The 25,627-nt window shown below is 30.9% G+C and carries 20 protein-coding genes and 2 pseudogenes; 11 read left to right on the top strand and 11 right to left on the bottom strand.

The window, feature by feature from the left end; all coding sequences use genetic code 11:
- Positions 1 to 25 precede the first annotated feature (25 nt).
- Together J5E45_RS05050 and J5E45_RS05055 are read right to left on the bottom strand one after the other, a co-directional pair.
- The gene (locus tag J5E45_RS05050) at positions 26 to 1,255 is read right to left on the bottom strand and encodes an NADH:flavin oxidoreductase/NADH oxidase family protein (RefSeq protein WP_208181720.1); all 1,230 of its coding nucleotides are present in this window, start codon (positions 1,253 to 1,255) and stop codon (positions 26 to 28) included.
- 1 nt (position 1,256) lies between these two features.
- On the bottom strand, positions 1,257 to 1,619 hold the full coding sequence (locus tag J5E45_RS05055) for an ArsR/SmtB family transcription factor (protein ID WP_208181721.1): 363 nt from the start codon (positions 1,617 to 1,619) through the stop codon (positions 1,257 to 1,259).
- A 331-nt stretch (positions 1,620 to 1,950) separates the two neighbouring features.
- Between J5E45_RS05055 and J5E45_RS05060 the strand changes: the two are divergent.
- The 4 genes and pseudogenes from J5E45_RS05060 to J5E45_RS05075 form a co-directional block, all read left to right on the top strand.
- Positions 1,951 to 2,190: pseudogene (locus J5E45_RS05060) on the top strand (AAA family ATPase); the annotation flags it as partial.
- A 306-nt stretch (positions 2,191 to 2,496) separates the two neighbouring features.
- A complete protein-coding gene (locus tag J5E45_RS05065) occupies positions 2,497 to 2,850 on the top strand; it encodes a hypothetical protein (RefSeq protein WP_208181723.1) in 354 nt (117 codons plus the stop codon).
- A gap of 45 nt (positions 2,851 to 2,895) precedes the next feature.
- Positions 2,896 to 3,267: a DUF418 domain-containing protein gene (locus J5E45_RS14530; protein WP_420882514.1), complete on the top strand. Its 372-nt coding sequence runs from the start codon at positions 2,896 to 2,898 to the stop codon at positions 3,265 to 3,267.
- Positions 3,245 to 4,142 (top strand): annotated as a pseudogene (locus J5E45_RS05075) (transposase); the annotation flags it as partial. The gene J5E45_RS14530 and the pseudogene J5E45_RS05075, both read left to right, overlap by 23 nt.
- A gap of 55 nt (positions 4,143 to 4,197) precedes the next feature.
- Here J5E45_RS05075 and J5E45_RS05080 read toward each other — a convergent pair.
- From J5E45_RS05080 to J5E45_RS05095, 4 genes are all read right to left on the bottom strand, one after another.
- Positions 4,198 to 5,214 (bottom strand): amidohydrolase family protein, encoded by a 1,017-nt coding sequence (locus tag J5E45_RS05080; RefSeq protein WP_208181726.1) that lies wholly within the window; start codon positions 5,212 to 5,214, stop codon positions 4,198 to 4,200.
- 52 nt (positions 5,215 to 5,266) lie between these two features.
- Entirely contained in the window at positions 5,267 to 6,112 is an 846-nt protein-coding gene (locus J5E45_RS05085; RefSeq protein WP_119586232.1) for an NmrA/HSCARG family protein, read from the bottom strand.
- A 36-nt stretch (positions 6,113 to 6,148) separates the two neighbouring features.
- Positions 6,149 to 6,973 carry an alpha/beta hydrolase gene (locus J5E45_RS05090; RefSeq protein ID WP_208181727.1) on the bottom strand — a complete coding sequence of 275 codons (825 nt, stop codon included), beginning with the start codon at positions 6,971 to 6,973 and terminating at the stop codon, positions 6,149 to 6,151.
- A 259-nt stretch (positions 6,974 to 7,232) separates the two neighbouring features.
- Positions 7,233 to 8,921 carry a CocE/NonD family hydrolase gene (locus J5E45_RS05095; RefSeq protein ID WP_208181729.1) on the bottom strand — a complete coding sequence of 563 codons (1,689 nt, stop codon included), beginning with the start codon at positions 8,919 to 8,921 and terminating at the stop codon, positions 7,233 to 7,235.
- A 166-nt stretch (positions 8,922 to 9,087) separates the two neighbouring features.
- On the opposite strand from J5E45_RS05095, the gene J5E45_RS05100 reads away from it, so the two are divergent.
- Positions 9,088 to 9,675 (top strand): TetR/AcrR family transcriptional regulator, encoded by a 588-nt coding sequence (locus J5E45_RS05100; RefSeq protein WP_107549083.1) that lies wholly within the window; start codon positions 9,088 to 9,090, stop codon positions 9,673 to 9,675.
- A gap of 163 nt (positions 9,676 to 9,838) precedes the next feature.
- Here J5E45_RS05100 and J5E45_RS05105 read toward each other — a convergent pair whose 3' ends face one another.
- The 3 genes from J5E45_RS05105 to J5E45_RS05115 all read right to left on the bottom strand — a co-directional run bounded on the left by J5E45_RS05105 (position 9,839) and on the right by J5E45_RS05115 (position 13,606).
- Positions 9,839 to 10,900, bottom strand: coding sequence for an acyltransferase (locus tag J5E45_RS05105; protein ID WP_069792656.1), 1,062 nt, complete (start codon positions 10,898 to 10,900; stop codon positions 9,839 to 9,841).
- Positions 10,901 to 11,261: 361 nt separating this feature from the next.
- Positions 11,262 to 12,641, bottom strand: coding sequence for an MFS transporter (locus J5E45_RS05110; protein ID WP_208181730.1), 1,380 nt, complete (start codon positions 12,639 to 12,641; stop codon positions 11,262 to 11,264).
- Between the two features lie 164 nt (positions 12,642 to 12,805).
- The gene (locus tag J5E45_RS05115; protein WP_039067199.1) at positions 12,806 to 13,606 is read right to left on the bottom strand and encodes a Cof-type HAD-IIB family hydrolase; all 801 of its coding nucleotides are present in this window, start codon (positions 13,604 to 13,606) and stop codon (positions 12,806 to 12,808) included.
- A gap of 210 nt (positions 13,607 to 13,816) precedes the next feature.
- Here J5E45_RS05115 and cidR point away from each other — a divergent pair, with 210 nt between their 5' ends.
- From cidR to J5E45_RS05135, 4 genes are all read left to right on the top strand, one after another.
- Positions 13,817 to 14,704: a cidABC operon transcriptional activator CidR gene (gene cidR, locus J5E45_RS05120; protein ID WP_039067200.1), complete on the top strand. Its 888-nt coding sequence runs from the start codon at positions 13,817 to 13,819 to the stop codon at positions 14,702 to 14,704.
- Positions 14,705 to 14,816: 112 nt separating this feature from the next.
- A complete protein-coding gene (locus J5E45_RS05125) occupies positions 14,817 to 15,353 on the top strand; it encodes an acyl-CoA thioesterase (RefSeq protein ID WP_039067201.1) in 537 nt (178 codons plus the stop codon).
- Positions 15,350 to 15,724 (top strand): hypothetical protein, encoded by a 375-nt coding sequence (locus J5E45_RS05130; RefSeq protein ID WP_039067202.1) that lies wholly within the window; start codon positions 15,350 to 15,352, stop codon positions 15,722 to 15,724. The genes J5E45_RS05125 and J5E45_RS05130 overlap by 4 nt, the downstream gene beginning before the upstream one ends.
- 34 nt (positions 15,725 to 15,758) lie before the next feature.
- The gene (locus J5E45_RS05135) at positions 15,759 to 15,962 is read left to right on the top strand and encodes a hypothetical protein (RefSeq protein ID WP_039067204.1); all 204 of its coding nucleotides are present in this window, start codon (positions 15,759 to 15,761) and stop codon (positions 15,960 to 15,962) included.
- Positions 15,963 to 16,209: 247 nt separating this feature from the next.
- On the opposite strand, the gene J5E45_RS05140 is transcribed toward J5E45_RS05135, so the two are convergent.
- Both J5E45_RS05140 and J5E45_RS05145 read right to left on the bottom strand, forming a co-directional pair.
- Entirely contained in the window at positions 16,210 to 18,237 is a 2,028-nt protein-coding gene (locus J5E45_RS05140) for an acyltransferase family protein (protein WP_039067205.1), read from the bottom strand.
- A gap of 221 nt (positions 18,238 to 18,458) precedes the next feature.
- Positions 18,459 to 19,901 carry a glycosyltransferase family 2 protein gene (locus J5E45_RS05145; protein WP_080750258.1) on the bottom strand — a complete coding sequence of 481 codons (1,443 nt, stop codon included), beginning with the start codon at positions 19,899 to 19,901 and terminating at the stop codon, positions 18,459 to 18,461.
- 103 nt (positions 19,902 to 20,004) lie between these two features.
- On the opposite strand from J5E45_RS05145, the gene J5E45_RS05150 reads away from it, so the two are divergent.
- Both J5E45_RS05150 and J5E45_RS05155 read left to right on the top strand, forming a co-directional pair.
- Positions 20,005 to 23,193 carry a CDP-glycerol--glycerophosphate glycerophosphotransferase gene (locus J5E45_RS05150; protein ID WP_039067206.1) on the top strand — a complete coding sequence of 1,063 codons (3,189 nt, stop codon included), beginning with the start codon at positions 20,005 to 20,007 and terminating at the stop codon, positions 23,191 to 23,193.
- A 102-nt stretch (positions 23,194 to 23,295) separates the two neighbouring features.
- A complete protein-coding gene (locus J5E45_RS05155) occupies positions 23,296 to 25,479 on the top strand; it encodes a bifunctional glycosyltransferase family 2 protein/CDP-glycerol:glycerophosphate glycerophosphotransferase (RefSeq protein ID WP_107548947.1) in 2,184 nt (727 codons plus the stop codon).
- The last annotated feature ends 148 nt before the right edge of the window (positions 25,480 to 25,627 follow it).

Genomic DNA, 25,627 nt, shown 5'->3' on the forward strand with positions numbered 1-25,627 from the left:
TTTTTATTATTTTTAGATACAGAGGTCAACGTCTTCTAGTAAATGAGGTTATACCGTTTTTCTTAAAGCTTATCCATAAAGCTCTCCATATATTCAATTTAAGATTAGGTGATTTTCCATGTGCCATTAAATAAAATTGGGCTTCATACCAACTAAGTTCTAACATTGATCCTAACTTTTTATCTATAAATTTGATGTTAGTTGTAAGCTTAGGTAAATCTGACGTTTTATATATCCCGTTATTTATTTGTTTAGGTAAATCAGGATTAATAGCTAAAGGCTTTGCAATACCTACCATATCAATAGAACCGTTATTAATTGCATCCTCCATAGCTTCAGCCGTACGAAAACCACCAGTTACAACAATTGGAGCTTTTACTAATTGCCTTGCTTTATCTGCATAATCTAGGAAGTATGCTTCACGTTTTTTGGTACTTTCACGAATGTTACTTCCTTCAAACATAACAGGATTTTCATAATTACCTCCTGAAATTTCGATTAAATCAATCCCAGCAATATCAACAGCTTCTAGAACTTTCATTGATTCTTCTTCTGTAAAACCACCACGTTGAAAATCCGCGGAGTTTAACTTAACTGCAATAGGAAAATTTTCGCCTATTCGACGTCTTATCTCATGATAAACTTCCATCAAAAAGCGCATTCGATTTTTAAGGCTACCTCCCCATTCATCATTTCGTTGGTTGTGATGTGGCGATAGAAATTGATTAATAAGATAGCCATGTGCTGCATGGATTTGTATACCAGTAAAACCTGCTTTTTTCGCGATATATGCAGTATTTCCGAAACGTTTTATAATATCTAAAATTTCAGTTTGATTTAAAGAACGTGGGGGGCTGAAAGCATTAGCCATTGTCCCACCAATTGGGATGGCACTGGGTGCTAAAGGTTCTTTAGATAAATGTTTAGGTGATTGCTTACCTGGATGATTAATCTGCATCCACAAATGATTATTGTTTTGGGTTCCTGCTTTAGCCCAATGTTCCAATATTGTTATATCTCTTTCATCTTCTATCACAATATTTCCTGGTTCACCTAATGCATTGCGATCAACCATAACATTACCTGTCATCAATATACCAGCACCCCCAGTAGACCAACGGCTATATAAGTTCACTATACCTTTTGTTGGGCTATTATAGCGATCGCCTAATGTTTCACTCATAGATGCTTTGAAAAAACGATTTTTAGAAGTGAAATTTTTCATTACTAATTTTGTTTCTACTTTTTTCGTCATATTAAAACTCTCTTTCCTCTTCTGGAATGTTATATTTCTCAATATAATTATTCATATGGTTAATCATTTTTTGTAAAGCTTTAATACTAGTATTTTCTGGATTAATATAATAAAAATTTTTTGTACCAATTTTTTCTAGAGTCACAATATTAGATTCTTTCAAAATCTTTAAATGATAAGATACTGATGGACGAGATAAGTGGGTCTTCCTAGTAATCTCTCCGACACGCATTCCTTCGTTACATCCTACTTCAATAAGAGCTAGCATAATTGATTGACGTGTTTCATCGCCGATTGCTATCAATATGTTTTGGCATTCTTGAAACTCATTTGCTAATTTTTTTAATTCGTCAGTATTCTTCAATATTTTCCTCCCATCTGTTTAATTAATTAAACGATTGAACGATTACACTGTAACATAATAATATTATTGGTATTCATTGAGAAAGAAAATGTAGATGGTTTTCCACTTTTATTCACAAAGTATTAAAGAAGATTGATTCAACAAATGATAGTGCCTGATCATTTTTTATAATATGTAGTCTTAATAATTTAATTTTGATTATCTTATAAAAAATGTACAGTAATTGAATATGTATATAGGAGGTTTGTATTTTGAAAATAAGTTATGCAAGAGTTTCAACTGGATTACAAATTTGGATTTGCAGGAGCATCGATAAAATGAATATGCCTGTGAAAAGATATTTTATACTGCCCCAGCTGAAAAAAACAAGGTTAAATAGTGAGCTATATAGTATTACTGCAAGTATTAATTTGGGACAAAAATTACGTGTTGAAAATAAGTATGGGTATGAGCATAGCAAACATTAAATTAATTTCTTTAATTATATTAATTTAATTATAATAGATAAGATTGATCGTCTTAAGTACAACATTTAGAACAAGGAAGAGCTATTTATGATGAATGGGATTTATATTATTGGAAAAGAGGAGTAAAACGAACGTACAAAAAGGTACAGCTTCGCTAACAAGAATTAACCTCATTGACGTTATACGTGGTATAGCTATTATAGGTGTTCTATTAATTAATATTCACTTTTTTGAACCCTCTGATACAAAAAGTATAGAGATGAACACATTTGAAAGTAAAGTTATTAATTATATAGAAATGTTCAGTTTAAATAAATTTCATTTTATATTCGCTTTTTTTAGTGTCAGTACTTCTATTTTTATAAATAATTTACAAAAAAAGGTTAACCATTTGGGTGCATATACGTCGAATGGTTCTTTTATTTATTGTTGGCGCATCAAGTTCCTTATTATGGGATGGTGATATTCTTAAACTATATGCAGTCATGGGGGCACTTTTACTACTTTTCCAAAAGATACGAAATAAATTAAAACTAATTTTTGGTGTTTTATTAACTATTTTGGGGAATTTTTTACCTATATTAACGAAATTTTTAGAAATTAAAGGGATTCATATTCCTAATTTGATCAGTTCATTTGTTTTATTAATGGCCATGTTCTCAACATTAGGACATATGTTATTAGGGCAAGCACTTTACTATCTCGGTATTTTCACGAATAAAAGTTTATTGCCTAAATTAAAAAATTATTGGTTCTTTTTTTAATACTTACATTTCCTATTTGGATACTTGCATTATTCATTCAAAATGATGAATTACTGCATAGCTTTAATCAAAACAGTGGTCCTATTATTGGTATGTTTTATATTTTCAATTTTATTACTATATCAAATTAAACCGGTACAAAAATGCCTTTCTATATTGATTTCGTATGGGAAAACGGCATTCACGAATTACCTAGGCCAAACAATCATAGACGTTGTTATTTTAACACCGATTCTTTCAAATTATACCGTCCATACTTATGGCATGCTTTTATTATATGTGGCAGTTATTGCATTTCAGGTTGTTTTTTCATCCATATGGATACATTATTTTTTATTTGGTCCATTGGAATGGTTATGGCCTTGTGGTACATATTTAAAAATTCAACCCATTAGAAAATCAAACAGCTTCTTATAAAACAATTAATCGTTTTAGAGTAAATCCTAAAGAAGATGCCCTATTAGAATCTTTATTTATTCAATTTCCCAGTCAATGTCTGAAACAAAAACTTATAGATGATAGGACTATTTTATTGATGGTACAAAACTGAAAGCTAATACCAATAGATATAAATTTGTGTGGAAAAAGAGTATTCAAAACTATGAATCAAAAATGAATGAAGATTCTAAAGCGTTAGATAATGAATTAGTGAAAGGCAAAATCATACCTAAGATTAAAGAAGTTAATGATTATGAATTAACACAAGAAGAAATAGATTTAATTTGTATTCATTTGGATAAAGAAATTAAAGATTTAAATAATCATATTAAACACGAAAAATGTACTCGGTTAAGAAAGCAAGCACGTCAAAAGCGAACTAAAATCAAAAGATATAAAAGGCATGCCTATCGCCATGATAAATATGTATTTAGGAGAGATTTTAAATTATATGAATGCGATGATTGTTCAGAATGTCCTCTAAAGAACCATTGTATGAAACCAAATTCAAAATCGAATAAAAAATAATGAGAAATGATAACTCGGAATATTTCAAAGCCCATATCAATCAAAAGCTTTTGGAACCAGAAACAAAAGAAATCTACAATCAAAGAAAAATTGATGTAGAACCTGTTTTGGATTTATGAAGGCTATTTTGGGTTTCACTCGAATGTCGGTTAGAGGTATAAATAAAGTCAAAAGAGAACTTGGCTTTGTATTAATGGCACTTAATATAAGAAAAAGGCAATTCCTATATTATTTCAATAGAAATTGCCTTTTTTCACTTGTCCAAGAACTTTATGTCCCTTGATCTTAATCGTTTCGAATTTCAAACCAGTAATAACAAAACTTAATTTGTGAACAATTATCTACGACACTTTGCTTTTTCCTTCTCCACTTTGTTTAAGTCTATTGGTAATTATCACTAAGTTTAAGCAAATGCCGTGCGTTTTTATAATTAATTTTGGCTTGGTCTTCTTCCGATAACCCTAATTCCTCTAAAAATGTACCCAGCCCCTCAGGTTTAATATATGGATAGTCAGCAGCGTAAAGTATTCTATCTATGCCAAATGCATTTTTAACCATTTCAAATTGTGGCTGCGTCAGCATACCGCTCGGTGTAATATAAAAATGATTTTTAAAGTATTCACTTATAGGGTGTAAGAGATGGTCTGAAAGAAGTGCTTCATCCATTCTCTCTAAGAAAAATGGTATAAACTCTCCCCAATGTCCAATAATCATTTGCAAATTAGGATGTTTATCGAAAACACCACCTAAAACAAGGTGGATGGCGTGGATACCGACATCAACGTGCCATCCATAGCCAAAGGAGGCAAATGAAGCGGCAGTAGCGTCTGTATATGCATCGCTTTTGTAATATGCTTGATAAACATCCGCATTCACTGGAGCAGGATGTAAATATATAGGCACGCCCAATGCTTCAGCTTTAGCAAAAATAACATCATATTTCTCTTGCTCTAAAAAGCCATCATGAGGTCGTCCAGGTATTAATACACCTTTAAAACCTAGCTGCGTAACTGCCCTTTCTAATTCTTCAGCCGCTGCTTGAGGTTCATTAATTGGTATACAGGCAAACCCAAGAAAACGTTCTGGATACATTTCAATATAATCATACAATTTATCGTTAGCATACCGACAGAGCTCAATTGCTTTTTCTCCTGTCAGGTTAGATGGCGCCCCATTACCATAAGATAATATTTGGACTGCTACGTTATGTTCTTCCATAAATTTGATTCGTTGTTCGTGATTCTGTATCTCATCATCATCCGTGAACCCTGTTTTACTTTCTAAAGCCTCTAACATAGTCTTTAAAGGCACACCTTCTGGGTCAGGTTGTACAAGTTTTGCCATTTCGTCTTTAACTTCTGGTAATATAAAATGTTCTTCAAGGGTAATACTCTTCATATAAACACAACTTTCTTTTCATATATTTTCCAAGTAAAAATATTATTTTGAACTAAGTGAAATCCTTCCATTCTGATTGTTGGAGCCAAGCATCAAAATTAAGTAGTTGAGGATTTACCTTACGTAATTCAGCTATATTAGCCTCATAGCCTTCATATTCAAACCATTCGAACATTTTCATCATTTGTTGGAACTTTTTACGTGCATCTACTATTTCACAAGATACTTCAAATTTCTCACTTAACTTTTTAGCTATTTCATTTAAAGTAATTTCTTCACCCGCTAATTCCATAGCTTTGCCTATATATTGTTTGGGTTGGCTAAAAGTAATAGCGGTAAAAGTACCGATGTCTTGTACGGCAAGCATCTGTAATGGTATTTCAGAATCCATAAAGCCTTGCATCACTATTTTGTCATCTTGCACTTTCGCAAAACCAGTGAAATTATCCATGAAAAATGTGTGGCGTAAGATTGTATACGGTAAATCTAATGCACGAATATATTCTTCAATTTGCCATTTACTTGCAAAGTTATCAGCTCCACTATACTTTTCAGCGCCAGCTGCTGACCCGTATACAAAGTGAGTAGTACCTACTTGCTTAGCTACATCTGCCACCATTTTTCCTTGTTGTACTTCTTTATCAGGGTCTTTAGGATCAAATGATTGTACGCTGTAAACACCATAAACATTTTCCATTGCTTCGACAAGAGACTGTTTATCATTCATATCTGCTTGTACAATAACAGCTCCATCTTGTTCTAATTCTTTTATCGCAGATTGGTTAGGATTCCGCGTCATAGCATGCACAATCCAACCATTGGATAGTAAACTTTTTGCAACTGCATTGCCTTGGTTTCCGGAAGCACCCATTACTAAAATGTTTTTATTATTTTCCATCGTAATCACCTTTCATCTCATTTTTTAATCAAAATATTATGTCCATATCGATAATATTGTTTCTGAAAATCCTTCAGGCTTCTGAATATATCCTAAATGTCCGCCAGGTATGTCGACGATTTTGATACCCGTTTGTTCAGCGATATAAAAATTGACATCTTGAGGAAACGATCCTTTAGAGTCATTCCCATTTAATAACGTTATGATGTCTTTATATTGTGATAAATCTTCTAATTTAATATCAGAATGTGTGTACTGTCTAATTTCATATTCTGCCCAAAACATCATGCGTTCATATTGTGTTTTTTCATCCTCGGAAACAGGTTGAGCCATGCTTTTTTCATCGATTGCTGAAATATTCAATGTTTCTCCAAAAGTTTTCATACCTACTTGCAAACCTTCAGTTAAGACTTGTTCTACAATTTCATCATTTTTATCTTTCCAGTATTTACTATCTGGTAAAAAAGTATTAATTGGCGGCTCATGAAAAGCAATTTGTTGAATTACTTCTGGGTAATCTTTTAAAACATGCATGGTAACGATAGCGCCAGAACTAGACCCAAGTAGATATACTGGTTCATCGCTTAAGTGTTTCGCCAGTTCTGCAATATCCTTGGCATCACGTTTAACACGATAATCGTCATCAGGTTTTTGCGCCCGTTCAGGAAGAGGTACGGTTAACTCACTATAACCATAGTCACGACGGTCTACAGCTACGACGGTAAAGTTATCTTTCAAGTGCTCTGCTAAAGGTAAAAATATATCACCTGTACCATTGGCTCCTGGCACTAAAATAAGTATAGGACCTTGACCTACTTTATAATAATTTAATGTCGCGCCTTCTAATTCTAATTTATTCATTTTGCTTCCTCCATTTATAAAAATTCGATTTGCACTACTTAATAAGTTACCTATATGATATTTCCCTTTCATATACTTAATACTCTTTTCCCACTGTCTAAAATTGCATTTAACTTTCATAATATAACCGATGTACTGTATATTATTAGCAACCCTGTGAATTAACCCACATTTGAAGCGATAAATAGTACTTAACAACATTGTTAAGTTTTTGCAGTATTTTAACTTTATTTATCAGTATCAAATATAGTTATAAATATTAGTTATTATCTATCACTGGCACGAGTATGTGTGAATCATAGACCCCGCCTGTGTAAATGTTGTGTATACCTTTATTTACTGTTTCATTATGTTCATAACGTGTTTTGAGGCCAGGTGTACTATTGCCTTTAACAACTTCGCTTGCTTTAACAACGACTTGAATACTTTCACCTTGTTTGAATAATGTACCAGATGGTAAAATTTCAACTTCTACAGGTACAATTTCTTCTTTATTAAGTTTATCTTCGCTTTCATGTGTATGCCATGGTTGTAGTGGTTTAGATTTATCTTGATCTAATTCACGGTGAGATACGCGTAACCAACCTGTCGCAACTTGCCCATCTTCAATATGATTAAAATCAGGGAAATTCACTTCTTCGCCTTGGCGATTTAATTTTTTAATACCTACAAATAAATCCATGTCGTCTGCTTCATCTGCTGATACCCATAGTTTCAATTTCATATTACCAGTAAGCTCTGTGTCTTGGTCAAATACTGTGCTAAATCTTACTTCGTCTTTGTCTTCGACTTCACTATCATATGAAACTTTAGCTGTATCTTGAGGTTTTTCAGTATTGAGTGACATTGTTTGACCATCTAAATATAAAGCTGTTGCAGTTGTATTTGGAATTGGGAAATCAGTCGCATATTTTGTATAACCTTGATAAAATTTATCTCTGACTTCGTAGCTCACTTTAGGTGTATCTTGCCAATCGTTGTCGATACCTTTGAGGTAATAATCAAAGAAATCTTTTTGTTGTTCAAGAGATTCGCGTGCATAATATGTTTCCCATTCTTTACGTCCGTGTATTTTAAGCCATTTATCCTTGGAAGAAGCTTGTTTAAATCCTTCAAATGTTCCGCGATTATGCAAGCCTTGTGTTGACCAACTTGCACATACGAACATCGGCACTTTAATAGCTGAAAGGTTTGCTTGTTTGCCTTTCCAATAATCATCGAAAAGAGGATGATTTTTTTGAGCACCTTTTAAATCTTCAATATCTGAATCTGGCCATCTATTGATAAGACCATCGTGCCAAAATCTATAAAATCCTGTATCAGGAATCCCACCATGAAAAGCTACTTCACGATACATATCGTTTAAACCTTCCCAAGGGATAATGGCTTTAAGATGAGTAGGATTTAATGAAGCTACCCACCATTGTGTAACTGCTAAATAAGAAACACCATTTGTACCAACGTTACCGTTACTCCATGGTTGTTGGCCAGCCCATTCAATTACTTCGGCGTAGTCTTTTGCTTCTGAAAGACCCCAAGGGTATAAAGATCCTTTTGATTTAGAGCTACCGCGAAGCGCAACTTTAACAACGACATAGTCATTAGGTACCCAGAAACCAGGGTCTGGAGATTCTTCAGGTGTTAAGCTTGAAGTTGGAATTGCGCCAAGTGTTGGCCAAAGTGGACCCATGTTATTAATATTTGGTTTATTATCTTTACCGTATGTGTCTGCGGACATCACGACTGGGAATGTACCTTCTTTATTTGGACGAATGACGTTAACATATAATTCTGCACCATCTGACATGGGCACAGCAATATCTTTTTCCATAATCATTTCTTGGTTACCGTATTGAATACTATCAACAACGATATGATTTGTCCCTTCTTTAATATCTTCTATTGGAGTCGCAGTTAATTTGGAATTACCTAGCATTTGTTTAGTCATTTAAATCATTCCTTCCGTTTAGAATAATTACTTGTTTTCTAATACACTTTTACCTTATATTCATAACAAGTAATAAACAACAAGCAAGTATATGATAACTGTTTGAAAAACAACAGTCTGGATAATATTGTTGTCTAAAAGAGCATATTAAAGGAGGAACACACTTATGGCTCAAGACCGTAGAATACGTAAGTCTCAACAAACAATTAAAATAAATTTTTTAGAACTGTTAAAAACAGTTTCCTTTGAAAATATCACTGTACAGCAGCTTGCTGATTTGGCAGATATAAATCGTGGTACTTTTTATGCTTATTATGTAGATAAATATGATTTATTAGACACTATGGAAAATGAAAAAATTGATGAGCTTCAAACATTTATAAATCAACAACATAAAGTTATTGGAGAAAACAGTCCAGCTCATATGGTTAAAAGTATTATGACTTATTTGATTGAACACATTGATGCAAATATAGGGTTCTACAAAACAATGTTTAGTATTGGAAAGGCTTCAATGTTGCAAGAGAAGTTACATATGCTTATTCAAAATCATCTCAGCACATATAAAAGTAAAGACAATAAAATAGGAGACATGCCTTTCGACTATTTTATGAGTTATGTTTCTGGAGCAGGAATTGCACTATTGAAACATTGGGTTCAAGATAAGAAAAGAATTAAAAAAGAGGATTTTATTCATCATTTTTATAATATTGTGACGGAGGGAACAATAGGCGTTGTTAAAAAATCAGTTTAAAAGTGTCTATGTTTTAAATTTCTAATATTTTTAATTTATCACTATTACTTTACCAATCGAATAACATTAAAATGGTCACATCCATAGCATAACTATGAATGTGACCATTAAGTTGTTTTAATTATTTAGTTGTCTAGTTGACTGAGGCAGTTTAATATTTCTCTCAGTCTTTTTTATTAACAATTGCCCTTTTAGATGGAATAGGAACAATGAAACTGGAAAAAGGTAATTTACTTATTAAATAAATCGATAATACTGAAACACATAATACAATAATATATGAAACCACAAATGTAGATGGATTATTCACGATATCAACAAATGGAGTTTGTCTGTATACCATGATTATAAAAACGTGAATTAAATAAATTCCCATTGAATAATTACCTATAACCGTTAGAGTTTGAGTTAGCAATGTATGATTTTTAACATGATTATAAAATATGATTAATAAAGCAAGAAAAATTGGTATATATACGACATTAGCAACATTTGTCGAACCATATAAATTTGTAATATCAATTTTAATAATTAAATCGATAAATAGTAGTATTCCAATGATTTTAAAATATATTTTATATTTCAAAACAATATCATTAATTTCCTTATAATACTTAGCATAGCCGATACCGAGGAAAAAGAAGGATATCCAATTTAAGATAAATGCTTTACTATTAACAAACGTATTCAACATCTCACTATGCAAAGTAACTGTGTCACTACCATAGTTTAACCAAAGCACATTAATAAGCGTTCCTATTATATATGCAATAATAAGTGGCGCTCCTTTTTTCAGTTTATGTACAAAAGGAAATAATACATAAAATTGAATCACTACTAAAATAAAGTACAAATGAATTTCTGCCGTCCCTAAAAGATAATACTTAATTATTGGTGTTCCTGCTGGATAATATGTATTTGATAAAACCATTCTCAATATGATATATAAAGTAGTCCAAAGTATATAGGGTATTAAAATTTTTGTGAATCTAGATTTAATAAAATAAGGTAATTCAAACTCACGCTTTAGTGTTGAGCTTGTAAGTAAAAACGCACTAATTACTGCAAAAATAGGCGTCCCTAGTCTTGCTATTTGGTTAAAATAAGATAAAATTGGATCAACGATAACTCCATTGGAATTATATAATTGTGCAGTTAAATGTATACAAAGCACTAACATCGTTGCTATAGCTCTTATGACAGGGATTTCTCCATAGTATTTCATAAATTGCACCTCTAAATTTGTTATAAGCATTTTGTAAATTTAATATAATCACAATTAATTGATGATAACATGTATTATAAATTTAAAATACAACTAATGTATAATTATAATTCAAAATCTATATAATTTGTCTGAAAGTAATCAAGATATGTTTATGTTCATAACATTGTCCATCTATATAAGTAACTCTTTTATAATTTTCAAACTATAGGGTGCACTTTATCTTATTTACTGTTAATATAATTGAATAATTTTAATAACAAGAGGGCGGGATAGAAACCAAAATTTTTAAATCGATTTCTTAACCCGCCCTCATAGTATTGGCTAGATAATTACTATATATTTAATTTTTCGTGATGCATTATGCTTTTATATTTTTGGGAATAATGATTTGCGCTACAATGATGCCTATAATCATCAGAGATATACCTGTAATCATTGACCAAGCCGCTGCTACACTAGCACTATTTGATACTTGTAAAGCTGCGAAAATAGTCGTGTACATCGCTATACCAAAGGCGCCGCCTAAAGTAGCGCTCATTTTATAAAGGCCTGAAGCAAGACCTACCTTTTCATCAGGAATAGTTAATATTGCAACAGTTAAACCAGGTGTCGCACATAAACCATTACCGATTGCGCAAATGACAAAACCAAACGTGACTGCTGCAATATACCATTCAGACGGTAAAGTCGTTAAACTAATGAATATAATACCAATAGCAGGAAAAGCTGGCCCTAATAGTAACATTGGTTTTCCACCATGCTTCATCGAAATTTTCTCACCTAAACGAACCATTAAAATTGCCATAATTACGTAAGGCACCGTTACTAATCCAGACTGGAACGAACTTAACCCTAGTTCAGTTTGGGCGTACATATTAAATACAGTTGTAATACCTACAGCTGAGTTTAAAACAAAATTAACTACAGATGAACCCATTAAACCGCGATTTCGAAATAACTCAAAATCTATAAAAGGTAAGTGTTTACGACGCTCAAAGAAATAAAATATAATTGTTGAAATAACAAAAATACTTAAGCAAATCATTGAAAAAGCACTTGTCCAGCCTTGTTCAAAGCCTTGTGTTGCAAATAAAGTAATACTGCCTATAAGCACCGCAAATATTAACATACCTACATAATCGAAAGGCCGTTTGTCTATAACTTCCTTAGCTTCTTCTTTCGTGCCAAATAATAATACAAATGCAATAATTGCAATAATGATAGACAGTAAAAAGTTAGATTGCCAATTAATATATGTAGCGATCAATCCTCCAACCATGGAGGCCAAACCTATGCCACCCACACTAGCAATCATTAAGTAACTGAACGCTCTACGTAATGCTTTACCATTAAATTGGTCATTGAACACGCCAACCGTTGAAGGTAATAATATAGCCGCAGAGACCCCTTGCAAAATTCTACCAATAAGTAGTAATGCTGTAATATCAGAAATAATAATCAATAGTGACCCTATAATACTTAAAATAATGCCAATATAAGTCATTTTTAAGCGGCCAATTTTATCTGATATATCACCCGCACCTACCATAAAAATACCCGTTGCAAAAGAAGTGATACTCACAGATAAATTTAAAATTCCTGGAGTAGTATGATAAGTCTGTTGAACCGGTGTTGATATATTTATAAACGATTGGGCAAATAGCCAATACGTTAATACACTTAATACAATTGCTAAAATCAATTTATTGCCAGAGCGTGAATGTTCGCTTGTGCTCATGATGTAAATGCCTCCTAATATCAATAATAAAGCTAGAACAACGAAAGTTTCTTAAAAACCTCTCCTCATTCTGCTCCTAACTGATAATATCACATAAACAACGAATTATCGTGAGCATTATAAAGTTTTCAGTTAATTTTTAACAGTATTTTTATATTTTCAATTTATTTAAAGCCTAATAATAAATTAAGTGTTTGCACTACACCATCTTCATCATTATTTTTTGCTATTAAGTTAGCTTCTTCCTTCAATTCTGGATATGCATTGTCCATCGCTACTTTATATTTAGCCGCTTTAAACAAATCAATGTCATTTAAACCATCTCCAAATGCTATTGTTTCTGCAGGACTAATTTGAAGTAACCGTTGTATTCGACGAATTGTTGTACCTTTGTTGACGCCTAAATCTGCAATATCAATCCACTCATCATCAGAAGCTATAATATATACTTCTGATTCATAATGTTTTATTTGGCTAGCAGTAGTCTTACAATTTCCCGTAGCATCATGAACTGAAATTTTCAAGAAATCATCTTCAACTTCAGAGAAATCATTGATATATGTTACGTTTTGAAATGATCCATGCACAATTTTCTTTTCAATTTCTGGAATATGATTTAATACATAAGCGCCCTTTTCAGTACAACCTAATACGGTTTGTGTTTGGTCAATATCTTGTATTGTTTGTATAATTTCTTTCCCTTTTTTATTTTCAATTTTAGCATTATAAATAAAGTCCCCATTATATTTAATCCTCGTTGCACTATCTCCAACAATAAATGTATCTTTGGACAACTCCCCGATAATACTTTCAACACGCTCACATTGTTTTCCAGTACAAAATACAAAGCGAATTTGATGTTCTTCACAATTTTCTTTTAATAATTGAAAAGATTCACTATTAAATTGGCTATCACTATTTAAAAAAGTACCATCCATATCTGCAACAATAAGCTTAATATTCACTCTAACATCCCCCTATGCTTGATATTTATACTAATTGTATCTATTAATTAGCAAAAAAAACAATATTTACATTCTATAAAACAAGCATTCTATTATTAAGTGAAAAAATAGACAACTTTTACCATACTAATAGTTGATATATAATAAATATATAAATTTATTATGAAAAAATCATACAAATAACGCTTTTATTTAAGGGGAGCAAATATTATGGAGCTCAGACATATGAAATACTTCGTGGAAGTGGTTAATTTAAAAAGCATGACTAAGGCAGCGTCAAAACTGTTTATTACGCAGCCCACTATTAGCAATACAATCAAATTATTAGAAGATGAATTAAATGTTACATTATTTCATAGATTTAAAAACCAAATTTACCTAACAGACGCCGGCGAAGCATTTTTCTTTCAATGTAAAGAGATGCTAAAAATGTATGACAATATTCCTAACGATTTAAGTAATTTACTTGAAATGAAATCCGGCCATTTAAAAATAGGTATACCTACTATTATTAATATACGAAAATTAATTAATTTAATTTCTCGCTTTCATGAATCATATCCAAATGTAACTTTTCAACTTTTTGAAAACGGAAGTAAAAAAATTGAAAATGATATTTATTATGGGGATTTGGACATGGGCATCACCGTTTTACCTACTGACACTAAAATTTTTAGTACTTTTTCATTTTTAGAGGAATCTTTAAAACTCGTGGTTCATAAAAACCACAAACTTGCTGATAAGAATTTGATAGATATAGAAGATTTAGTAAACGAAGAGTTTATTTTATTTAATTCTGACTTTTACCTAAACGATAAAATTATTAATATTTGTAGAAATCATGGATTTAATCCAAACGTTATTTTTGAAACAACGCAATGGAGTTTTATTGGAGAAATGCTTTTAAATAATATGGGCATTTGTGTACTGCCAGAAGGAATTTTAGAATTATTAGACTCTGATTTAACAGCTATAAATATCAATGAAGCATCGATGAAATGGGAATTGGCACTTATTTGGAGAAAAGATACTATAGTCGATTCGCTTACTAAAAATTGGATTAAATTTATACAAGAAAACTTTTTATTGAATGATTAAACATTAAGGCATTTGTAGATTTTATACCTTTATAAATTATAGATATTTTATAGTTATAACTGCTCCTCCTATAATTTAATTTGTAATAAATAATAGAAATGGGAGATAAGTTATGGAAAATTATAAGTATCCGAACGACAGTAAAATCATTAGTACTGATCAAGTATTAATTAATGATTTAAATAATTATAATACTTTATTTGGTGGCGTATTAATGAAGAAAATTGATAATAACGCTACTTTATCAGCACGAAGACATGCTCGGGTTAAAGAATGTGTGACGGCATCTACAGATTCTATTGAATTTTTACATCCAATTACTCAATTAGACTCTGTTTGCATTGAATCTTACGTGGCTTACACAGGTGAAAAATCAATGGAAATATTTTGTAAAGTAATTGCAGAAGATATGATAACCGCTGAACGAAAAATAGCTGCAGTCGCCTTTTTAACATTTGTTGCCTTAGATGAACATAAAAAACCAATCAAAGTAGCAAATATCACGCCTCAAACACATGAAGAAAAATTATTGTATATGCATGGAGAAGATAGAGCAAACATGCGAAAGAATAGACGTCAACAAAGTAAACATCTTATTCAGTCACTTAATACAGTTAAGCCGTGGGCATTGGAGGTTGTAAATAAATGATAAGCGAAATGGAAAAACTACAACAAATTAAAACGAATCTGTCTCAATTACAAGTTCATTCACCTGATCTCTACTTAAAATTAGAATATATTGCCAGTTTAACTAGACAACTGAGTATACATTATAAATATTTAGGATTACTTATGTTTTCAGAAGACTCATATGTTATTCAAGAAAATAGACCCACTTTAATTAGGGATTCTGTTTTGAGTTTATATGAACAAGAAGTTGAAAAAGTAAAAAGTAATGAAGCATTTAATGATTTCTATGGTATGATACAAAAATTTCAAGATATAGCTTATTCACAAGTATTTCTTATTATTTTAGGCGCTGAACCTAGCTTCGTATTCCACAATACGATTATTAAATAATTAGAACAAGCTGTTAAAAATGAGGTGTACTTTAATGAGCATATCCGAGTGTAGATATGTATGTGTCAAAAATAATAAATCCTTTATAGCAGGTAAACTATATTGGTTATTTCCAACAGAAGTTGCAACATTAGACGAAAATTATTCTTATGTTTCCAATGATGGTCAACTATTAACAGAATCATATAAAACAAATTACTTTATAAAAGCCAAAAATTTAGTAAGTCATAGTTGTTAGTATAAATCATGGGTAATACAATTATTCTGATAATACAACATCACTTCCTGCCCCGTAAATCATCAATAGTAATTAAAACTCAGAATCAAAACGCTGTATCCCTTATACTAGCATTTTGATTCTTGATTCCAATATGATGAATCATTGGATAATGTAAGAATTGACATAGATTAAAACGGCCGAGACGTAATTTTTAATGTCTCGGCCACAATTATTATATTGTCAGTATTTATTATTACCAGAAATTTTATATATCATTTAAGTTTACTTCTTTATTTTCTTCCTTGTTTTCAATAATATATTTTAATTTTTCGGCCAGTACATTGCCGAAAGACTCCGAATAAGTATTTGTCATATGATCCATATCTCTATAAATGTTAATATTTCCAATTACTGGTGTATATTGATTGTCTACTTTAAAAAATTCAGTAGGGTCAAATTTGTATAGTCTCTCATCATTTTTAGCAAAATCTTTCCAATATGATGTGTCTTTTTGGCTTTCAAAGTCATTCATTTTTTTGATTGTCTTCTCTTCACCAAATTTTTCAAATTCTTCAGGAACACTAAAATCATAAGTTGGAATATCTCTTATAGCAAGAACATCCATACCATACTCATCTTTTACAATATTCAGTTGATTGATCATTTGATTTTGAACCCATTTACTATCACTAGCAGCAGAAGTTGCGTGTGAAACAACTAAATCTATATCTTTATGATGTTGTAAATAGTCGTTAACATTTTTAACCCATTTTCCTTTAGGGCTATTATCTTCATAGCCAGTAGAAAAACGTGTCCCAGAACGTGTAATATTTAGTATTCTATAACCATTTTTATCTGCGGCTTTAATAAATCCACCAAGCCAATGCTCAGAGTGAGAACTTCCAACTAAAGCAATTGTAGCTTTATAATTCTCTGTTTTACCATATTCACCTACTTTTACATCTGTTTTTTTAAGGTTCTGGTTACTATTATCGAGATGAGATTGAGGTAAATCATCAAACACTTTTGCAAAATTTGGCATAGGCGTTTGCTCTTCAATTTCTTCACTTTTGGCCACTGCATCTACACCCGGATAGTCTTTATGACTTATTTTCTTATCAGTGTCACTGTTTTTCACTACACCCATCACAAATAATGACACAATTAAGATTAAATTGGCTGATAATACTTTACCTAATTTTGAAAAAGCTTTTTTATTATTTTGATCATTTCTAATAGGCGTTTCAATAAACCTCGTCATAAAGAAAGATAATCCAATGGATAATAAAATAATTATAACACCAGATATTAGACCCGGTTCTTCTGCAATTTTAAATTTATAGAAAGAAAGTAATACCCAATGCCATAAATAAATACCAAAGGAGATCCCACCAAGTTTAATCATAATAGGTAATGCTAAAAACTTTTTCACACCATATTTTGTGTCCACATTACCTGAAAGAACTATAAGTAATGCGCATGTCATTGGCCATAAAGCAATATAGCCAGGGAATAGTTTAGACACGTCGAATAACGCGCCTGTTAAAATCAATCCTACTAAGCCAACCCATCCAATAATAGCAGCTACTAAACGATTGATTTTGATTCGTCCTAAATTAACACATAATAAACCACCTAAAGCGAATTCCCATACCCTTGTAAACGTAATAAAATATGCAAAAGGTTGATTTACTTGAGTAAGATATATGGAATAAATAAATGACACTATAAATATAATCATTAGTAAAAAGTTAACAAGTTTTTTGCCATTCGATAACGCATATTTTCGCACTAAGTATAAAACAAATGTAAATAATACAAACCAAATAAGATAAAATTGACCTTGGATAGACATCGCCCAAAAATGTTCAAGTGGACTCTTCATTTGATTAGCATCTAAGTAATCTGTACTACTAAAAGCAAGTTGCCAATTTTGATAATAAAATATAGAAGCTATTGCTTCTTTAATTGTTTTCGTTAAAATCGTAAGCGGTAAGAAGAAGAAGCTTAACACCAATGTCACTAAAACTATAAATAGTGCCGATGGTAATAGACGCTTCAACAATTTAGATATGTATGGCCAAAACTTATATTCTCCAGTTTTATTTATGGTTGAAATTATAGATGTTGTAATTAAAAAACCTGATATAACAAAGAAGACGTCCACGCCTCCCGACACTCTTCCAAACCATATATGATAAATAGCGACAAGTAGTGCTGCTACTATTCTTAGTCCCTCAATTTCAGGACGAAATTTCCGTTCAATATCAATTAAATTTTTATTCTGATTCATTTTAATCCCCTTAATAAAATATAACTCATTACTTCTCGCGACTTATTTAATGATAGAAAATACATAAGCGCGTGACAGAAGTTTGACAACAGTGTTCTGTCTCCCCTCTGTCTACGCTTCAATCATATGATATGACACAAATATTTAAATAATGAAGTAGCAAACATTAAAAATCATATAACTTTTTCAATAATAATACGAATATACATAGTTACTTCGCATCATTCATTATATTTAACCTTAAGTGCTAAATTACCATTGATAGTCGGGTAAATAGTAGCTATTGTTGATGAGTTTTCTATTTTCTTAGTAAATCCGTACTTAACATTTAATACTTTATATTTATCATAAATAATAATAATGTTATAAATACCTAAAGCTAATGACTCTAAAAGCTGTTGATTTAACACTATTGTTAAAAAGCCATCTTTTACTATTATGTCTTTGTAAGTTATGTTTTGTTTATAATCCGTTCGACTTTCTAACTGGACGCCTTTTATTCTGTTATCTTTTAAATTATTAACTTCTATTTGAAGGTACATAGCTTTTTCCATTACTTGTAAATTTTTTAGATTTGCAAATGGGATAGTTATTCTAAAATCCAATCCCTCAGTATCTTTAAATTCATAATGGTTATCAGCTTGTTTTTCTAATAATTTGTAACCCCTTTTCAACCATTCAAAATATGCTTCAAATTTATTAAAATCATTGTCATAAATGGCTGTTATAGCTGAATCAAACTTAGCATCAATTTGTGGCACAATGTATTTTTGAATATATACATTTTCAAATGTTGTTTGAATCATCTCAAAAATATTTATCTTAGTCTCTTTTGGTGAATCTAAAAAGACATGTGAATTACAGCTTGTTAATAAATCATATTCCAAATTTCGCAGCAAAAACTTATCTCTACGCTTTTTGTCTTTCATATTCAATACATACTCAAATATAGCTAAATCACTTTCTCTCTTTTTAATAAAACTAGTTCTTCTAACAATCGAAACATTATCTGAGTAGCGATTGATATGTGCTCCAATACATGTTGTAGTTGTCACTTTTTGAGCTTTTTCAAATACTTTTACAAAAAACATTTTATCTTCGCCAAAATGTAAATTTGTTGGGAATTGTATATCATGGTCTTTAATTAATTTACGCTTTATAAACTTTCCACTAGGCCCTAAATAATAATATAAATAGGGAATTTTATAACTTTGCTCATTAACGTGTGTCTTGACTGTCATAAATCTGGCATGAACGGATTGATTTTTCTCTGTATGTTTAATGACTTTTGAAATAATTAAATCGCTCTTATGCCATTTTTTATTTTCTGAAATCGTTTCCAAAATATTTTGTTCTAACCAATCATCACCATCCAAAAAGTATAAATACTCACCGATACTGTGTTTAACCCCAGTATTTCTAGGTATAGATGGCCCGCCACTATTTTGAGCTAATCTATACATTTTAATATTAAAATTATTGTATCGTTGCAATATTTCCCATGTACCATCGTTTGAACAATCATCAACAATAACTATTTCATATAAATCTGCGTCTAAACTTTGTTCCATTACTGAGTCCAAAGTTTTTTCTATTGTATTTTTATTATTAAAAGTAGTAATAACAATAGAAAAAATAATCTTTTTAGTTTTGATTATAATCACCTTTTCATATTTATATTAATACATTATGTTAATTTAAATATTATTATAACAATATATGCGTTATAATTGTTACAACTTATTAAATTTATTGGAGGCCAGTAACTTGCGACATATTAATCAAGAAGGTTCTATGCTCTATATTTCTTTCAATCAACAAAATAATAGTATTGGGAAATTATATGTAAAAAATGAATTTCATTCTATTTCATATAGTCCAGTAGATGAATTTTGTAATTTTGAAATTGATTTAAACGAAATTTTGAAAGCGTTTAAATCTTATAATAGAAGTAAAATTTTTTTAATTATGGAAGAATCCGATGCAATTATTACGACTCAAAAAAATATTAAGGTAACAGATGAGCAATCTTCTGTTTTTAATTTATCAGAGATTTCGGACGGCTCGGATGTTATTCATCCTTATGTCACCAAAAATGGTTTTTTACATCTTTCTATGGAAAGTTATGTTCCACAAAAAGTATTCTTTTCAAGACGTCATATTGATGCCCTCAAATTTAACAATAGTGAAGCTTATATTACAGGAGAATTTTCAACATTAAATGCCGTTGTACAAAAATCAAACCTCGTAATACGCACACGCTTTACAGAACGCGAAAAGGAAATACCTTTGTCAATAACTTTGAAAGGCGAGAATAAACGGGCTCATACTACTAATTTTAAATTTTCAGTAGAGATTTATAATCAATTAATCGACTTTATGAAATATCCTTTTGACACAGAAGATATTATAGACATTTATTTAAAAGTTGATGTACAAGAATCTGCCGAACCGATTCTAACCAAACTTGGTAATCCTAGAATTTTTACAGAACGATTCCTTAAAGGGGAAATTATTACAGATTATAAAGAGGAAATCGTTTCTATTACACCTTATTTCACGATGAAAGGTCGTAACTTATCTTTTCGTATAAATCGCTATAGCATTGAAAGTTACTTGACTTATCTTCAGAGTCTAAAAGTGCCTTCATTAAAAAATCTATCACTAAAATCCAAAAATAAAGTTTGGGTTATTGGTGAAAAATCCTATAAAGCCCAAGATAATGGATATCATTTCTTTAAATATATGAGAACGTATCATCCAGACTTACCTGTTTATTACATTATTGATGAACACTCAAACGAAGCAAAAAATGTACTACCATTTGGCAATGTCATTTATTATCAGTCGCCTGAACATTTTAAAATAATGTTACAAGCAGATTATATTTGTTCAACACATCATCCAGAATTATTATTCCCAACTAATAGTGCAGCCTATACAAGAAAAATCACTGCCACTAGAGTGTTTTTACAACATGGTGTTTTAGGGACTAAAAATTTAACTCAGATTAATGGTAATCAATTAAAAGACTTCAATGTAGATGTCTTTATAACAAGTTCAGATCGTGAAAAAGAAATTGTGGTTAGGGATTTAAATTTTGATGAAACACAAGTTAAGGTTACAGGATTAGCTAGATTTGATGAACTCTTTAATAATGACGTTAAAACAAAAAACCAAATTTTAATTATGCCAACTTGGAGAGATTGGCTAACTAACTATGAACAGTTAGAGTTCTCCGAATACCTAGAAAGAATGAATACTTTAATTAACAGTGACAAATTCATAGATATTGCGGAACAAGGTACAAAAGTCATTTTTTGTTTACACCCTAACATGCAACCATTTATTGATTTATTTGATGTACCACAGCATGTTACAAGTATTAAACAAGGTGATGTGGACGTTCAACAACTCATTCAAGAAAGTAAACTGATGATTACAGATTATTCTAGTGTCGCTTTTGATTTTAGCTTTTTAGGTAAACCTGTGATTTATTACCAATTTGATAAAGATCAATTTTTAGGAAAGGAACCATCTCACATCAATATTGAGGAAGAATTACCTGGATTAATCGTAAATAATCAAAACGATTTAGAGACACAACTCACTAGAATAATAGCAAATAATTATACAATAGATGAAAGCGCTAACATAAAGGCGCAACGTTTCAATAACTTTAATGACCGTCATAATAGCGCACGAATCTACACAGAAGTTAGTAAATTTAAAACAAAAAATCAATTTAAAAGTAAGTTGAAATACGATATTTTATCTCAACATTTATTTAAACGTTTTAGAAGAGACAAGCGTTATTTTAAAGTTATGGATAAGTATAATAGTGCAGTATCTAAAATCGTTCCTGTTAAGAAAGATTTAGTAGTATTCGAAAGTAATGTTGGTAAATCAGTTAGCGATAGCCCAAAAGTGATTTATGATGCTTTGAAACAATACAGCAACCAATACCAAATTGTGTGGGTTAGCAACACACAATACCCATTTAATGATGCGAATGTTAAGTCAATAAAACGTTTATCACCAGAATATTATCACTATTTATCACGAGCGAAGTATTGGATCAACAACCAAAATTTCCCATACTACATTAATAAACCCAAAGATACACTTTATATTCAAACTTGGCATGGGACTCCACTCAAAAAAATGTTGAATGATATAGAAACTTTTGCAGGCCGTGATGATGGTTATAAAAATCGCATTAATCATGCAATAAAATATTGGGATTACCTTGTATCACCAAGTCCTTACGCGACAGAATGCTTTAAATCTGCTTTTGATTTTCATAAAGAGATACTAGAGGTTGGTTACCCAAGAAATGACATATTTTATCAAGACGAAGCTATTTTAGAACAAGAAAGCATACACATTAAGCAAAAATTAGGTATTCATGATGACCGTAAAGTGATTTTATACGCTCCGACATTCCGTGACGACGAACTTACAAAAGCCAAAAAACACATCATTAATCTGCAAATAGATTTATATGAAATGCAAAAACGCTTAAGTGACGATTATATCTTAATTTTACGTCCACATATTATTATCAGTAATGCTTTACAGTTAGACAGTAGTCTAAATGATTTTGTGATTAATGGCAGTAACTATAATGAAATTAGTGATTTATACCTCATTGCTGATATCTGTATTACTGACTATTCGTCAGTTATGTTTGATTACGCTAATACGAAAAAACCATTATTGTTCTTCACTTATGATCTTGAACACTATAAAAACAGTCTTAGAGGATTCTATTTTGATTTTGAAAATCAAGCGCCTGGACCTCTTTTAAAAACAAATGAAGACTTAATTCAATCAATAGAAAACATAAATAAAGTTCAAGAAACTTATAAAGATAAATATGATGCATTTTATAATCGTTTCTGTACTTTTGAAACTGGCACTGCTGCTAAAAGTATAGTTCAACGCTTCTTTTAAAAAACATATAAGGGAGTAGAACAGAAAACGCATTCTATAAACAGTGTTTCTGTCCTACTCCCTCTAATATATTTTATAAAACAGCATGACGGAGGTTTACATATGTATAATCAGCTTACAATCATCTTACCTTTTTATAACAACGAAGCACACCTCAAACAATGCCTAGAAAGTCTTATTAATCAGACAAACCAACACTTTGAATTAATATTAGTTAATGATGGTGCACAAGATTTATCTGAAAAGTATTTATTTGAAAAACTAGAAAATTATTCAAAGCAGCCTAAATATATTAAATTAGATAAAAATCATGGTCATGCCTATGCACGAAATAAAGGAATCGCTCATGTTGAAACACCCTATTTTATGTTTTTAGATGCTGATGATAACATCACGACTTATACCATTGAAGTATACTTAAAGTATCTCAAACAGCAAGATGCAGTTATTTCGAAAATACAAAACTTTTCTTTAAATATACCTAATTCTTATCTTGATGAAGATCTAACTGTTCATTACAAACAGATTGATAAACATCCAGACTTCTTACTAAAACAAGATTCAATCAGTAATATTATATTCAAAACGAGCATTGTACAAAATCATCATATAAAGCTTAATGAAAAGCTAAATATTTACGCTGATTGGTCATTCATTTTAGAATATAACAATTATGCAGAAACATTTGTTTATATTGAAGGCATACCCTTTTACTTTTGTGGAGAGATTTACGATCCTTTTAAAACTGAAAAGTTGAGAGCCCAACCGTTTGAATCTGTATTTCCAGACTATATAAATGCTTTTAAAGATGCTATTCAACGCGTTAATAGGCTCAATAATAAAAAATCATTAAAAAAATTCATAATACAGCACATGGTAGACAAACTGCATTTTTGGTTTGAACCAAATAATCAAAATAATGCTGCTCAATATCAGTTCGCTAGCAAAATGTTAGCTGATATCATACCGATGATCAAACCAGCATTAAAATCAGAATCACCTTTATTTAATTTAGAATTACGATTTATTCAATTTGGCTTTACGCAACTTGCCATCAAACTTAATTATAAAAGGTATCGTTTACGCTTTTATAAAGCAATTTTGCTGAATAAACCGAATAAACATTATGCTAAGTATGTCTTATTTAATAAAGACTCTGATGTGTCACATCGAACTATAGTGTTCGAGTCGTTTGGTGGTAGTAGTTATAATGACAGCCCTAAATATATTTATGAATATATGAAAGCACACTATCCAAACTTTCATTATTATTGGGTGTTTAGAGATATTGAAAACATAGATGTACCAGAGGGGGTTAAGCCTATACAAAAACAAAGTGCTGCATATTATGATATTTATAAAAAGGCACACATTTGGGTTTCTAATGCGCGAATACCGCTATTTATTAAAAAGAAAAGTAACCAGCTTTATATTCAAGTTTGGCATGGTACGCCCTTAAAATTTCTAGCAAATGATATGACAGTAGTTCGCATGCCTAATACAACAACTGCCACATATAAGAAGTATTTTTATGAGTCTACACGCCGTTGGGATTATTTAGTATCACCGAATGCTTATTCTACTACTATATTTCAATCAGCTTTTTGGATGGCACGTAACCAAATTTTGGAAATTGGTTATCCTAGAAACGATTTACTCATCAACCATCAGCGTAATCAAGAACTACATCGTAAAATTAAAGATAATTTGGGAATCCCTTCCGATAAAAAAGTGATTTTATATGCACCAACTTGGAGAGATGATGAATACAGTACAGAAAACAAATATACATCTAATTTAAAAATGGATATCAATCAACTTCAAGACCGCTTAGGCGACAAATATGTAGTTTTATTCCGAATGCATTATCTAATTTCAAATAGGCTAGACCTTAGCCAATATACAAATTTTGCGATTGATGTTTCAAAGTATGACGATATTTCGGAATTATATTTGATTTCCGATTGCTTAATTACAGATTATTCTTCGGTCATGTTTGATTTTGGTATATTAAAGCGTCCTCAGATGTTTTATGCCTATGATATGGAGAAATACAGTACTGATTTGAGAGGTTTTTACTTTGATTATCGGAATGACTTACCTGGTCCTATTTATACAAATACAGAAGATTTAATTGTAGGATTGGAAAACATTGAACAAATTGAACAACAGTATCAGTCGAAAATCAATCAGTTTTATAATCGTTTTTGTTCGATTGAAAACGGTAAAGCGTCGCAATATATCGGAGATTTGATTGCAAATCGAATACAAAATAAAGAGGATTAAATTTTTATTCTTCATAAGAACAGAAATATGCAAAGTAGCATTATTTAATAGATTAGGCAACGCCACTTTACCTTTTAATCCAAAAGCTATTACCTACATAGTTGAAAGTTCCGAGACATCGACAAATGCCTCGGAACTTTATTTTTAT

This window comes from Staphylococcus shinii, assembly GCF_017583065.1.
Lineage (GTDB): Bacteria > Bacillota > Bacilli > Staphylococcales > Staphylococcaceae > Staphylococcus > Staphylococcus shinii.